Below are 13186 nucleotides of genomic sequence, written 5' to 3' on the forward strand. Positions count from 1 at the left end.
GTCTCAATTCCCCCTATCAATAGCTGCCTGCTCAGAGTATCAAAACCGTGAACACTACCAATTACTTGTCCGTTAGCGACCTGTCAAAACACTTCGGCGACTTTACTGCGCTCGACCGCATCTCTCTCGATATCAAAGAGGGCGAATTCATCTGTTTCCTTGGCCCTTCAGGCTGTGGCAAAACCACTTTGTTGCGAGCGATTGCTGGTTTAGAGCTGCCAAGCGCCGGTCAGATTACTCAAGCGCAGCGCGACATTACCCTGCTGCCACCCGAGCAGCGCGATTTCGGTATTGTCTTTCAATCTTATGCCCTGTTTCCAAATCTTACAGTGGCGGACAACATTGCCTTTGGCCTCACTAATCAAGGCATGAAAAAACCTCAAGCAATGGAGAAGGTACGCCAATGGCTTGAGCTTGTTGATCTGCCTAATTCAGAACATAAATTTCCCGCGCAGCTTTCAGGGGGCCAGCAGCAACGCGTTGCCCTCGCACGTGCGCTTGCTCTCTCACCAGGCCTGCTGCTGCTCGATGAGCCGCTGTCGGCGCTAGACGCCAAGGTACGTGCGCACCTGCGCCATGAAATCTGTCAACTGCAGAAGAAACTCGGCATCACCGCCATCATGGTGACCCATGATCAGGAAGAAGCCTTGACCATGGCCGATCGCATTGTGGTAATGAATCATGGCGTTGTGGAGCAAATTGGGACGCCGCGTGAGATCTATCACCAACCAGCTTCGGAGTTTGTCGCCGATTTCGTTGGCACGATGAACTTCCTAAAAGCCAAGCATCAGCAAAATAATCTGCTGGCTATTGACGATTATCGCTTTACTACTCCGAAGCGAGTAAGCGCCGACTCGGTAAAAGTTGCACTTCGCCCAGAGCAAATGCGCATTAGTGCTAATCTCAATACCGGTATTCAGGCACAGATCAATGCGTTTGAATTCCTAGGCTCCTTTATTCGCATTGAATGTCAGTTAGCCTGTAATGAACAGCTGGTGCAGGTTGACGTGAGCTCTGAACAACTTGATTCGCTTGAGCTAAATGTTGGCCATTACTGCACCTTGAGCTGGAAAAGCGAGGATGCGCTTATCTTTGACGAGCATGTCGTCAAGGAGAACGCCGCATGAGTCTTCAAGCAATACTCCCACAATCCAAGCTCACCACTACCTCATCCGGGCTAATGGCCCGTTTCACACGCATTAGCCGTGACCAGTGGGTAATGAGTCTGCTGCTTTGCCTAGCGGCACTGTTGATGATCTTCGGCCTCATCGCACCATTATGGGCGATGTTTAGCAAAAGTGTGCAAAACAGTCAGGGCGAGTATATTGGTTTCGCCAATTATGCCAATTACCTAAACAGCCCTGCCCTGACGCAATCGATTTATAACACCCTATTTATCGGCGTCACAGTATCAATCATTGTAGGTCTGCTTGCGTTTGGTTTTTCCTATGCACTGACGCGTACCTGCATGCCATTTAAGCGCACGTTTAAGGTCATGGGTAGCTTGCCGATTCTTGCACCCTCATTATTGCCTGCTATTTCCTTTATCTACCTGTTCGGTAACCAAGGGATATGGAAGTCATGGCTAATGGGCGAGAGTATCTATGGTCCCATTGGTATCATCCTTGGCCTAGTGTTTTGGTGTTTCCCTCATGCTGTGTTGATCATGTCGACCGGCCTATCCAATGCTGACGCGCGTCTCTATGAAGCAGCACGTGCACTGCGCACCTCCCCGCTGCGTACGTTTTTTACCGTCACGCTGCCCGGCGCTAAATACGGTGTGATGAGTGCGATGATCGTTATTTTTACGTTGGTCGTTTGCGACTTTGGTGTCGCCAAGGTGATTGGCGGTCAATACAATGTGCTAGCAACGGATATTTACATGCAGGTCATTGGTCAACACAACTTTGCCATGGGCGCGGTGACCTCGGTGATCTTGCTGCTGCCTGCCGTCTTGTCATTCGGGGTGGAAACCCATATTCGCCGTAAGCAGCAGAGTATGATCAGCGCTAACGCGGTTATCTATCAACCGCAGCCAAGCCGAGTTAAAGATACCCTCGCCTTTGTGTTTTGTAGTGCGATTGTGTTAACGATCCTTGTCGTCATTGGCATGGCTGTTTATGGCTCTTTGGTCAGCTTCTGGCCGTACAATAAAGCACTGACGCTGAACAACTACGACTTTGAGCGATTTATCAGCTACGGCTGGGCACCCTTCTTTAATTCAGTCAAGATGGCACTACTTGTTGCAGTGATTGGTACCATGGTGACCTTTGTCGTCGCTTACTGTGTCGAGAAAGGGCGCGCGATGAAGCCACTGCGCAATGCCCTGCACCTGATGGCTATGATGCCGATGGCGGTACCGGGTATGGTTCTGGGTTTGGGTTATATCTTCTACTTTAACTCCCCAAGTACCCCGCTCAATGGCATCTATGGCACCATGACGATTTTGGTATTGTGTACCGTAGTGCATCTTTACACCGTCGGGCATATGACAGCGATGACCACTTTGCGCCAAATCCCAGCAGAAATAGAAGCGGTCGCGGCATCACTTAAGATCCCGCAATACAGAGCATTTTTTAAGATCTCACTGCCACTAGGACTGCCCGCTATTCTCGATATCGGCAGCTATTTGTTCGTTAATGCGATGACCACAACCTCCGGCGTGATCTTCCTCTACACCACCGATACTGTATTGGCCTCCATTGCTGTCATGCACCTTGATGAAATGGGCTACACGGCCGCAGCTGCGGCAATGGCGGTGATGATCATGCTGAGCTCTGCAGTGGCTCGCATGATCCATAGTGTGGTCAGTCATGTACTGATTAAGCACACCCAGCGCTGGTGTTATCGCTAAACCATCTGTGACTCGCCACTAACTGTTAAAACGGTACCGATTGATATCGGTACCTATTCAAGAATCATCTCTAAGAAACACAGCCTGAGGCTCGCCAAACGCGAGCCCAGCTCAGGAGCAATTATGCACACTCAAACAATCTACACGCCAACCCCTCTAATCATCTTCGACATGGATGAGACCCTGATCGCAAAAGATCTCAGTGTTCTTTGGCACCACTACCTTGTTCATGACCTAAAAATCGCTGCGCCCGATTTCCTTGCACAAGACAAGCAACATATGCAGCGGTATTATCAAGGTGCCATGGACATGGATGAGTACATTGCTTTTAGTCTCGCGCCGCTGCGTCCGTATACGGTTGATCAAATTGACCAATTTGCCACACAATTCGTCGCCTCTCATGCCGCCCAATATATCTACCCAGCGGCGCTTGATTTGATTGAGCGCCTGCATCGACAAGGGAAAGCATGCATGATCATCTCCGCGACAATTTCATTACTAGTCAAAGCAATGGCAAAACACCTCAACATAGAGTTTGCCGAGGGTGTCGAGCTAGAAATTAGTAATAACTACTACACGGGTAAGATTAGTGGGACGCCTAGTTACCAGCGAGGCAAGGTGATCAGACTTCAGCAATGGCTCGAGTCCCAACAGGGCAGATATAAGGCGACACACTTCTATTCTGACTCGATTAACGACTTACCTTTGTTACTCGAAGTGCCCAATCCAGTGGTGATCAATGGTTGTCCCAAACTGACCGCCGAGGCAGAGATGCGTAACTGGATTCAAGAGAAGTGGTCACTCTAGTTTTTTTAATGATAATTTGACCAAGTAGTGCCTATCCCCCCATTAACTACTAAAAACCGCTATAACTGTGTGTAAATTAAGCAAACAAACCCGCCAAGGGTTTACAAGTCAAATCAACCCCATTACTATAGCGGCCACAATGGAGAGATGGCTGAGTGGTTGAAAGCACCGGTCTTGAAAACCGGCATACGTTAATAGCGTATCTAGGGTTCAAATCCCTATCTCTCCGCCATATTCTGAGGCGCAAATCTTTTAAATTCAAAGGATTTGCGCCTTTTTCGTATTTCTGAGATTAGCATTATCCAGACAGGTAATACGATCATATTCTTATTCAGAGATAGAAACGCAGCACGCTACAACCGCTATTACTTTCCTCGAAAACTTCAATCTATTAGTTATCCTAAAGAGCTAAGATTGGCTTTGTTGCTTAATTCAGACGAGAAACCAAACCGCCTAAAGTTTATGACTTTTATACAATGTACTGAGTTTCAGGCATACCTAGTCCCGTAAGCTTGTTCAGCGCTTTAATCATTGCATAAGTCTAGCCAACCTGAGTGTTGTAATTTCGGAGGCTGAGTTTCCCACTCAACAACTGTTTCGCTCGATGCATTGCTGTCTCTGACAGCGAGCGCTTGTGATAGCTATACCGCTTTTCCACTTATTGTTAGAGCCGTAAAGCTTCTGACCATCTACTGCTAAATTGTGAGGGTGTCCTTGCTCCGCTAGCCGTGCGCTCAGAAGGCAGCCCCTTCTCATGGTGGGATAAATGAAACCGCTCGCTTGACCCGTATAGCATCATGACAATTCCTTGCGTCATAAGCGCTATCACCTTATATATAGATGATTTTACGACGTGTCTGTTTGAGTAAGTTGGGGAGCACTTCGGCATCGGTTATGTTAAACAAACTCTGCTCTACTGCTGCGATTTCGTGCGTGCTTGTATCTACTGCGCTATGTAGCTTGCGCCAGAGTCTGCGCTTCCCATCAGTACCATGCTTCTTTACCTTCCGTTCACCTTCACAATAAACCTTGAGACCACTGGCATCAATGACTAGATGTTGTATTGCTCCTCTAGTCTTGGTTTTAAATGAAAGCTCAACTTCCTTAGCTCAGCGGCTTGTACAAGTGTAGTGCACGCAAACAAGCGGCATGTTGGACAACTTAAATACTGAGCCTAGAAAACCTTGCAACGCTCTCAATGGCAGACAGAAAACACGTTTCACCATCAGCGCAGTAATAATAGCTCAGTCGGTGAGGTCTACCACCTTTGCCTTGTTTGTTTTGCTTCCACTCAGCTTTCGTCAATACACTCGAAATCTGCCCTGGAACCCAATCCGCTTCCCGAGGAAGGCGAATAAAATCAACTCGCTTCCTTGGTATTCGGTACTTAAGTGCTACTCTGCGCCTTGTGATAGAGGCCATTTGAGCCATGCTCGGACAATGGTGATTGTCCTTACAACCTCATTTAAGCTCTCGATAAACCGTCGAGCGATGGCACTGAACTGTTTTAGCGATTTCAGAAACTGAAATTCCTCGTTCCAAAAGAGCAGAAATCTGGTATCTTCTGCCCTCGGTCAACTGCTGATAATTCATGGTAGCACGGCTGTTTTCTTTGGCGAGGAGAGCGTACCACTTTCAGCTGTTGGCTTCCTCTTCTACACCTTCTCATGAATGACGCACTTACTATAGCTGAAATCGGGGATGACTACCCTTTAAGGGATAGATACTGTATACTAAACGCCGTGTAATATTCTATCTCTAGTGTTTTTTAAAGTGTGAAAATATTTATAATTAGTCTTGCCAATTCATATGACAGGCGATTGAGAATTGCTAAAGAGTTTTCAAAAATGTCTTTGCTATATGAGTTTTTTGATGCCACAAGTGTGGCTGATATACCTCAATCTTTTTTGAAAAATCACTAGACTTGAAAGGTTATGCTCTTTCTTTACCTGAATTGGCTTGTTTTTATAGTCACTATCGAATGTGGTATAAATGTTACGAGAGTAACGAGTCAATTTTAGTACTCGAGTCCGACCACTAGTGCTAAAGGGTATATTGTCTCCATGTGTCGCAGGAAGTCTGACAAATAATATAAAAGACTTTATTAATCCAGTTGATGATTATATAGAAAAGGTTTGGCTCCATAATTTTAAAGTATTGAGTGTCTATCCTAGTTTGGTTTTTCGAACGGATATACAATCTACTATTGGAGGCAAAAGAAAGCACAAAGAACGTTTAACAGTGTTGAATAAAATTAAGTTAGAGATTTTTAAAGTGTTTAAAAAATTAAATATAGAATTTTTTGGTAAGAAATTATGAATACTGTACTTCGCTTATTGATGTTTTTTCCTTTAATGTGGTCTTTTTCCGGGATGCTGCTCTATTCTGATGCGAATAAGACACAGGTGATCTTAGTTGTATTAGCTATACTTTCTTCGTTTTTCTATCATGACAGAAAAGTCATTATTGACAATCTAAAGAGTAATCATTTAGTTAAACTTTTTGGGTTTTTGGTTGTAATTTCGCTCTTCTTGAGATTTTTGCACGGCTATAGCAGTAGCGTGATAAGAACCTTGTCTTGTTTTCTTCTATATTTTGCTTTTGTACCAAAACCTTTATTTAGAGAGTTAAAAACTAATTTACCATTTTTACTATTGATCTCTAGTGTTTTTTCTTTTGGATATGCGTTCTGTAGCACCTATATTTTAGATTTAGGTCGTTGGTGGTCTATTAATCCTATTCCTTATTCTATGGTATCTGTTAGCACCTGTGTTGGAAGTTTGTTCTTTTTATTTTCTAGCTCAGATAGGTCAATGCATCAGCGTATGATAATCACATTCACATTGTCTTTAAATGTGATTATTTTTAGTGAATCAAGAGGTACTGCTTTAGCTGCTTTTTCTGTCAGTGCTATTATTATTTTGTTTTCTATATATCTTAAGCTTGATATAAAACGCAAGGTAGCGCTCATATTTTTAATTCTAGTTTCATCATTTATAGTTAATGCTAGCTTGATCCAAAATCGCATGGATCGGACTAATGCTGAAATAGGGCTGATTGAAAGTGGCAATATGAATTCATCTATGGGCTTACGACTTCAAATGTGGAAAGCAGGAATTCAATTAATCAAGGATAAACCACTACTTGGTTATGGAGAGAACCATAAAAAGGCTAAGCAGTATTTAGCAGATCAAGGTGTTATAACGCAAGATGTGGTGAAGTTTACGCATTACCATAATGAATTCATTAATGCTTGGGCTTTAAATGGTTTAGTTGGTGTTATGATGATTTTATCAATGTTATTTGTACCGTTTTATCTATGTAAAAAGACTATTGAGCGATATTCTCAAAGTGATAGGTTAAGGCTCTATAAATCTAGTATACATAATTTATATGTACAGCAGTCTATTGTTGGAGTTTTTATTGCTTTGGCGTATGCTGCTGCCGGCCTTACAGATGTACCATTTCAATTCTCTATAACAATTAGTTTCTATATATCTTCAATTGTTGTGATTTTCTTTGGCTGTGAAGATTTAATGATTGAACATTAAACTAGTTATCCGCACTTTACACGTAAGAACTAGAGGCTGAAAATTAGCCTCTTTTTTGTTGTTCTGTCACGTTTTGGGGCTTTATATATTTCTTTTAACTTATCGTGATCTTTGTGTATTTCTTCGTAAAACTGTTTTACTTTCTTATGCGATGCCGAGGCGCCATGCTTTGACAGTACTAAATCGAAGAACTTAGATATAGGAACATTAAGATCACGCTGTAGATCCGCAAGCTGTTGTAGTCCAAACATATCGCGAGCAGAGAGACGGACGCCGCCGTTCTCTCCAGCTCTCGACAACAAAGGGACAATTTTTGTGTGGATATGAGGGGTTGATTCGCAGAGATGCAGCGTTATGTTGCTTGCAGTGGCCTTTTCGCTTTTTGGTTAGCCAAACAAAAACTCAACATCGTTGCTGATAGTGGCAACATACTCACGTAGCGATTGCATAGCTAAACCCTAACTACGGCTTACCACTTGCGCCGCTGGTGATATGAACAATACTCATTTAGGTGTAACCCATAACAAGGAGCAGGCTATGAAACACCTAATCATATTTTTGTCACTCGGTCTTTCCTTTGCTTTACTGCCACTCAAGGTGTTTGCAGCTGGGCATTATCAAATCGACTCAACGGTTTCCACAGTCAGCTTCGCGACGATCAAAAAGCAGTACATATTGGAGCCTGCCGTTATCACTGGTTTATTCGGCAGCCTTGATGAAAGTGGCAGTCTATTAGTGGCAATTCCTGTTAGCAACATCGATACCGGTGTTCCAATTCGTAACGAGCGCCTGGGTGAGCTATTTTTTAATGTCGCCGATTTTCCACAAGTAACGGTGCAGGCCACTATACCTACCGAACTGCTAAGTAGTGATAGTGTGGTTACTCAAACGACAGTCTCTGCGAGTGTCACAATGTATGGTAAAACCCAAGACATTGAGTTTAGCCTTAATGTGGTTCGTGTTGGTGATGTCATCTCGGTTTCGAGCAGCAAACCTGTCATTATCGACGGTGCTAGCTTCGGCATTCCAACTGAAAGCTTGGCGGCCCTATCAAACACCGTAGGTGACATTGCTATCTCAACCAGCGTTGCAGCGAGTGTGTCTCTTGTCCTGACAAAGTAGATGAAATTTACTGAGATAAGTCTAGTTTTGAGGCCTTACGCCCATAAATTAGTCAAACGAGTGATAAATCCATATAAATGACCATGTTGGGGTTTACAGCACGACATAACCCTTATAATATCCTAGCCACAACGGAGAGATGGCTGAGTGGTTGAAAGCACCGGTCTTGAAAACCGGCATACGTTAATAGCGTATCTAGGGTTCAAATCCCTATCTCTCCGCCACATTCGAAACAAAAATGGGCACCGAATCTTCGGTGCCCATTTTTGTTTCAAACACCAGCCGAGTCACCTGATAACAGTAACCAGTCACATCACCCAACCTAGAACTTTGAGAGTTCTGCCAAAGCAAATAATAGTTGGCGTGATATGGATTATTATGTTGTGGATAACAACGACAATTCTGTCGACTACGCTGGCTTCGTTGTCTTTAAATGAGATGATCTCGATTTACAATACGAGCTTTAAAAGCTCTACTTTTGACTTCCTTTGGTGCAAAAGATCCGCATTCTTGGAAAAGTTGTGGAGCTTGTAGTACTCGATAGACCTAGCTATGATCCCACTTCCCATCGTCCAATGGCTTTGCGTGCCCATATCTTGCCTAGGCCAGAGCCCAAGATAATCAACACCAGCGAGACCAGGTGAAGTGAAGTCAAATCAACACTGCTGTGGACTACGGCTAGTAACACCATCGAGAGCAACGGAGTCAGGTAAGCTAGCGCGCCAACGAATCTTGGGTCACCATGGCGCATCGCGTAATCCCAAGTATAAAAACTCAGTCCCATCGGACCTAAGCCAAGCATCAACACATAAATCGCATCACTTAACGTCAGCTCTGGCAGCACTTGGGAAGACAGCGAAAAAACCATCAGCGATGCGATGCCAGACACGCCACATATACCAGCAACGGCCGAGCTCGGCATCGCTGTATAGCGTCGGTTAGACAGGGTGTAAAACGCCCAAAGTAGCGCAGCACAAAACGCCTCACTGTAGCCAAACCAATAATCATCGTTGTAATCAACGCCATTGCCTGTCATCACGATAACCACACCAATAAACGCCATCATACCACCAATAACATGCCCTGGATTTAGTCTCTCACCACCAAATAATGGCGAGCCAAGCACAATAAACAGCGGCCATAAGTATTGGATCATGTTGACTTCAACAGCCGGCGCACGACTAAAGGCATCGAACAACAGGAAATGATAACCAAACATCCCGACGATTGCGCTAACCCACACTGACAGTGGCATACGCCACGTGCGCCAATAACGCAGCCCTGGTAGGGCCGCTATCAGCAAAACTGCACCCACGGTAAATAGCGCTGGCACATGATTCAACGCCAAAGTAAGGCTTGCCAGCGATGACCACATAATAATCGTGGCTAGCGCTGACAATATCGGTAATGCTCTTTTCATTAAGCTTTCACTATGTTGTGTTCAGGGCCAAACTTAAATCCAGTGATGTTCTCGCTGCCCTGCTCTTGTACGATCAGAATATCATGCTCACGATATCCACCTGCGCCAGCCATGCCTTCCGGTAGCATCAACATCGGCGCCATGGAAACTACCATACCCGGTTGCAGCATAGTTTCAATATCTTCTCTCAGCTCTAAACCTGCCTCACGACCATAATAGTGGCTGAGCACACCAAATGAGTGTCCGTAGCCAAAAGTACGATAATCAAGCATGCCATAGCCACGGTAGATTTCATTTAACTCCGCCGCGATATCACAGCATCTAGCCCCCGGCTTGATTAGCTCCAGACCCTTACGGTGCACTTCACAGTTGATCTGCCAAATTCTTAAATGCTCGTCACTACAATGATCAAGGAACAACGTTCGCTCCAGTGCGGTATAGTAACCCGCTATCATTGGGAAACAGTTAAGGCTAAGAATATCGCCCTTTTGTAACTGTCGTGTCGTTACAGCATTGTGGGCGCCATCGGTATTGATCCCCGATTGGAACCATGTCCAGGTATCGCGGATCTCAGTATGCGGGTACGTCTTAGCGATCTCACGGATCATGGCATCAGTTGAGGCAATCGCAATTTCATGCTCAGGCACGCCCTCGGCGATCGCTTGCTTACAGGCTTCACCACCAATGTCAGCAATACGGGCGCCGTTACGGATAACTTCAATCTCCTCAGCACTCTTGACCATACGTATCTTCATTACATCAGCACAAACATCGACAAATGTCGCGCTTGGAATAGTTGCGGCGAGCTTATCGCGCATCACTAGTGGCAGGTGATCACCCTCTATCCCGACACAACGCTCGGCACGGCTCAAGGATTTGATCGCACGGAAGTAGTTGTCCTTTTTCCAGTCGGTGTAAACAATGTTGTCGCCAAAGCTGCGTCGATGGCCCAGGCCTCCATCAATATTGGCAGTGATAGTGACCGAGCGCTCTTGAGTCACATACAAACCGAACGGGCGACCAAAAGCATAGTAAAGATAGTCGCTATAGCCCGATTTCAGATAATAAGTGCGACATTCATGGGAAGGTGTAGAAGAGGAAGCCAACTGCTGAAAGTGGTACGCTCTTCTCGCCAAAGAAACAAGCAGTACTACCATGAATTATCAGCAGTTGACCGAGGGCAGAAGATACCAGATTTCTGCTCTTTTGGAACGGGGAATTTCAGTTTCTGAAATCGCTAAAACAGTTCAATGCCATCGCTCGACGGTTTATCGAGAGCTAAAAAGAGGCCGTAAGAGCAATCATTACTGTCCAAGCACGGCACAGATGGTGTCCATCACCAGACGGAGAGCTGCACTAAAATACCGAATTCCAAAGGAACGTGTTGACTTTATTCGTCTTCTTCTAGAGGCGGATTGGAGTCCAGAGCAGATATCCAACGTCTTAACGAAAGCCGGCGCAGCAGTCAGCCATGAGTGGATTTATCGTTTTGTTGCTAGCGACAAGCGCTCAGGCGGTAAATTATATCGCCACTTGAGGCAAGGCCATAAGCGGTATCGTCGCGGTAAAAAAGAGAAAGCTCCTGCGATTAAGAATGCCGTTTCAATTGATGACAGACCAAGCATTGTTGACAGCAGAGAGCGGTTTGGTGACTGGGAAATTGACACTGTTCTAGGTAAGCATGGTACAGGCGCAATGGTAACTATTTTAGAGCGTAAGACCCGGTTTTACTTGGTAAAGAAAGTACCATCTAAGTCAGCCGATGACGTTACCCAGGCGACAATAGAGCTACTCATGCCTTACAAGGAGCATGTGCATACCATCACCGCGGACAACGGGCGAGAGTTTGCAGGTCATGAAACTATCGCAAAAGAGTTGGAGGCAGATGTGTACTTTGCTCATCCCTATAGCTCTTGGGAGCGAGGTGCTAATGAGAATGCGAACGGCCTTTTGAGGCAATATGTGAAGAAAGGAACCGATCTATCGACGGTGACGGACATTGATATAGAGTTTGCTTTATCGCGGATAAATTATCGACCAAGAAAGTGTTTAGGCTTCAAACAGCCAGCCATTGTATTTACCAAAATGGCTTTAGCTGCTTGATATTGGAGAGTGTCGCACTTCGCAGTTGAATTCGGGAGTAATTAATATTGTGATATGACGTGAACAAGATAGCATCAATCTCTTTTTCCGCCATCATTTTTCTTAACTTCGACAATCTCGACTGCATCTCTTGTGGAGAAAATGTGCCTTTTACCTGCTCACCATTTTTTATTTCAAGAATATCTTTCATCTCTGACTCCGTTGACTCTAGGCTCTCAATATTATAGAGACCGATTATTTGTTAGAGATTAGATTGAGACATTTTATTTATAACAACAAACAGTGTTTACTAATGCAGCGATAATCATTTCTAATTTATTGCCTTCGCCACTAATTTATTAATATCGCACTCGTGCTCAAAACTTCTTGAAACCCGTTCAATCCAATCAATAAACTCGGTTACTTGTTTATGCTCGAGCAAACCCTTTTGGCAAACTAGATAAACACTCTGATCTGGGGTGACTTTACCCGTTAATGGTACTAAATTACCCTTGGCCACCTGTTGGGCAACTAGAACATGCCTACCTAGCGCGACACCTTGTCCGGCAAGCGCTGCGTTGACGACTAAATCCGCACGGTTAAAGCTATAGCCTTTTGAGGTATCGATATGTTGCAGTCGATGCTCCATCAGCCATCGCTGCCAAGATGTCGAAAGCTTCGCTTGTGGCTGAGAGTCATGCAGGAGTGGAACATGAGCAAGGTTACTCAGGTCATCTAATTGATAACGCTCAACCAACTCAGGCGTTGCGACCGGATAGATATAATCTCTAAATAGCTCTTTTTGCAACATCTGCGGCTGATCACCAAAGCCATGACTGAGGCTGATATCAAAGCAGTGATGGCTGCTATCCGGTTGATTCAAACTGGCGACCAAATTGACCACAATATCGGGGTAGCGTTGATAAAAATCACTCAGGAGAGGCAACAGCCAACAACTGGCGAACGAGGGCTGGCAATACAGGCGCAGCACTGCCTCTTTATCTGCTTGGCTGGTATTATGGAACGCATCGTGGATCTGATTGAGTGCACTACTAACAAGCGGTAGAAGTTGGCTGCCCCTTTCAGTCAATAGTAGCTGCCTTGGTTTTCGGTAGAATAATTTGTAGCCCAAACGCTCCTCTAGCTGAATCACTTTTTGGCTTACCGCACTTTGCGAAACGAACAACTCCTCTGCTGCCAAGGTAAAACTCAAATGCCTCGCGGCAGCTTCAAAGTAGCGCACTGCTTCTAAAGGGGGTAACTTCATCTTAAGCCCAGGGTGAGATCGTGAACGTTTTATAATCAAAATAACGATCGATTTGACGATCACATCTACCTGTGATCATATAC

Annotated in this window: 11 protein-coding genes, 2 tRNA genes and 2 pseudogenes; 9 read left to right on the top strand and 6 right to left on the bottom strand. The window is 44.9% G+C overall.

The genetic code is table 11. The features are described 5' to 3' along the window. The first annotated feature begins 47 nt into the window (after window positions 1-47). From ACZ5R2_RS13220 to ACZ5R2_RS13235, 4 genes are all read left to right on the top strand, one after another. The gene (locus tag ACZ5R2_RS13220) at window positions 48-1127 is read left to right on the top strand and encodes a putative 2-aminoethylphosphonate ABC transporter ATP-binding protein (protein ID WP_464899832.1); all 1080 of its coding nucleotides are present in this window, start codon (window positions 48-50) and stop codon (window positions 1125-1127) included. Window positions 1128-1180: 53 nt separating this feature from the next. Beyond that, window positions 1181-2854: a putative 2-aminoethylphosphonate ABC transporter permease subunit gene (locus ACZ5R2_RS13225; protein ID WP_464902368.1), complete on the top strand. Its 1674-nt coding sequence runs from the start codon at window positions 1181-1183 to the stop codon at window positions 2852-2854. Between the two features lie 123 nt (window positions 2855-2977). Continuing rightward, window positions 2978-3661: an HAD family hydrolase gene (locus tag ACZ5R2_RS13230; RefSeq protein ID WP_464899833.1), complete on the top strand. Its 684-nt coding sequence runs from the start codon at window positions 2978-2980 to the stop codon at window positions 3659-3661. 141 nt (window positions 3662-3802) lie between these two features. Continuing rightward, a tRNA-Ser gene (locus ACZ5R2_RS13235) sits at window positions 3803-3893 on the top strand. 237 nt (window positions 3894-4130) lie between these two features. Here the strand turns inward: ACZ5R2_RS13235 and ACZ5R2_RS13240 are convergent. Continuing rightward, window positions 4131-5254 (bottom strand): annotated as a pseudogene (locus ACZ5R2_RS13240) (IS5 family transposase). A gap of 182 nt (window positions 5255-5436) precedes the next feature. On the opposite strand from ACZ5R2_RS13240, the pseudogene ACZ5R2_RS13245 reads away from it, so the two are divergent. Together ACZ5R2_RS13245 and ACZ5R2_RS13250 are read left to right on the top strand one after the other, a co-directional pair. Then, window positions 5437-5702, top strand: a pseudogene (locus ACZ5R2_RS13245) (glycosyltransferase family 25 protein). 274 nt (window positions 5703-5976) lie between these two features. Then, window positions 5977-7212: an O-antigen ligase family protein gene (locus ACZ5R2_RS13250; protein WP_464899835.1), complete on the top strand. Its 1236-nt coding sequence runs from the start codon at window positions 5977-5979 to the stop codon at window positions 7210-7212. Between the two features lie 29 nt (window positions 7213-7241). Here the strand turns inward: ACZ5R2_RS13250 and ACZ5R2_RS13255 are convergent, their stop codons facing one another. Further along, window positions 7242-7568, bottom strand: coding sequence for a plasmid recombination protein (locus ACZ5R2_RS13255; RefSeq protein WP_464902369.1), 327 nt, complete (start codon window positions 7566-7568; stop codon window positions 7242-7244). A gap of 181 nt (window positions 7569-7749) precedes the next feature. Between ACZ5R2_RS13255 and ACZ5R2_RS13260 the strand changes: the two genes are divergently transcribed. Both ACZ5R2_RS13260 and ACZ5R2_RS13265 read left to right on the top strand, forming a co-directional pair. Next, on the top strand, window positions 7750-8334 hold the full coding sequence (locus tag ACZ5R2_RS13260) for a YceI family protein (RefSeq protein ID WP_464899836.1): 585 nt from the start codon (window positions 7750-7752) through the stop codon (window positions 8332-8334). A 133-nt stretch (window positions 8335-8467) separates the two neighbouring features. Further along, a tRNA-Ser gene (locus ACZ5R2_RS13265) sits at window positions 8468-8558 on the top strand. Window positions 8559-8884: 326 nt separating this feature from the next. Here ACZ5R2_RS13265 and ACZ5R2_RS13270 read toward each other — a convergent pair. Beyond that, window positions 8885-9754 carry a DMT family transporter gene (locus ACZ5R2_RS13270; protein WP_464899837.1) on the bottom strand — a complete coding sequence of 290 codons (870 nt, stop codon included), beginning with the start codon at window positions 9752-9754 and terminating at the stop codon, window positions 8885-8887. Beyond that, window positions 9754-10911, bottom strand: coding sequence for a M24 family metallopeptidase (locus ACZ5R2_RS13275; protein WP_464899838.1), 1158 nt, complete (start codon window positions 10909-10911; stop codon window positions 9754-9756). The genes ACZ5R2_RS13270 and ACZ5R2_RS13275 overlap by 1 nt, the downstream gene beginning before the upstream one ends. Between ACZ5R2_RS13275 and ACZ5R2_RS13280 the strand changes: the two genes are divergently transcribed. Beyond that, window positions 10910-11857, top strand: a complete 948-nt coding sequence (locus tag ACZ5R2_RS13280; protein ID WP_464899512.1) for an IS30 family transposase — start codon at window positions 10910-10912, stop codon at window positions 11855-11857. The genes ACZ5R2_RS13275 and ACZ5R2_RS13280 overlap by 2 nt on opposite strands. Here the strand turns inward: ACZ5R2_RS13280 and ACZ5R2_RS13285 are convergent. Both ACZ5R2_RS13285 and ACZ5R2_RS13290 read right to left on the bottom strand, forming a co-directional pair. Next, entirely contained in the window at window positions 11832-12047 is a 216-nt protein-coding gene (locus ACZ5R2_RS13285) for an aminopeptidase P family N-terminal domain-containing protein (protein ID WP_464899839.1), read from the bottom strand. The genes ACZ5R2_RS13280 and ACZ5R2_RS13285 overlap by 26 nt on opposite strands. A gap of 120 nt (window positions 12048-12167) precedes the next feature. Then, window positions 12168-13103 carry a LysR substrate-binding domain-containing protein gene (locus ACZ5R2_RS13290; RefSeq protein WP_464899840.1) on the bottom strand — a complete coding sequence of 312 codons (936 nt, stop codon included), beginning with the start codon at window positions 13101-13103 and terminating at the stop codon, window positions 12168-12170. Window positions 13104-13186 lie beyond the last annotated feature (83 nt).

It is taken from the genome of Vibrio sabulosilitoris (genome assembly GCF_055391395.1).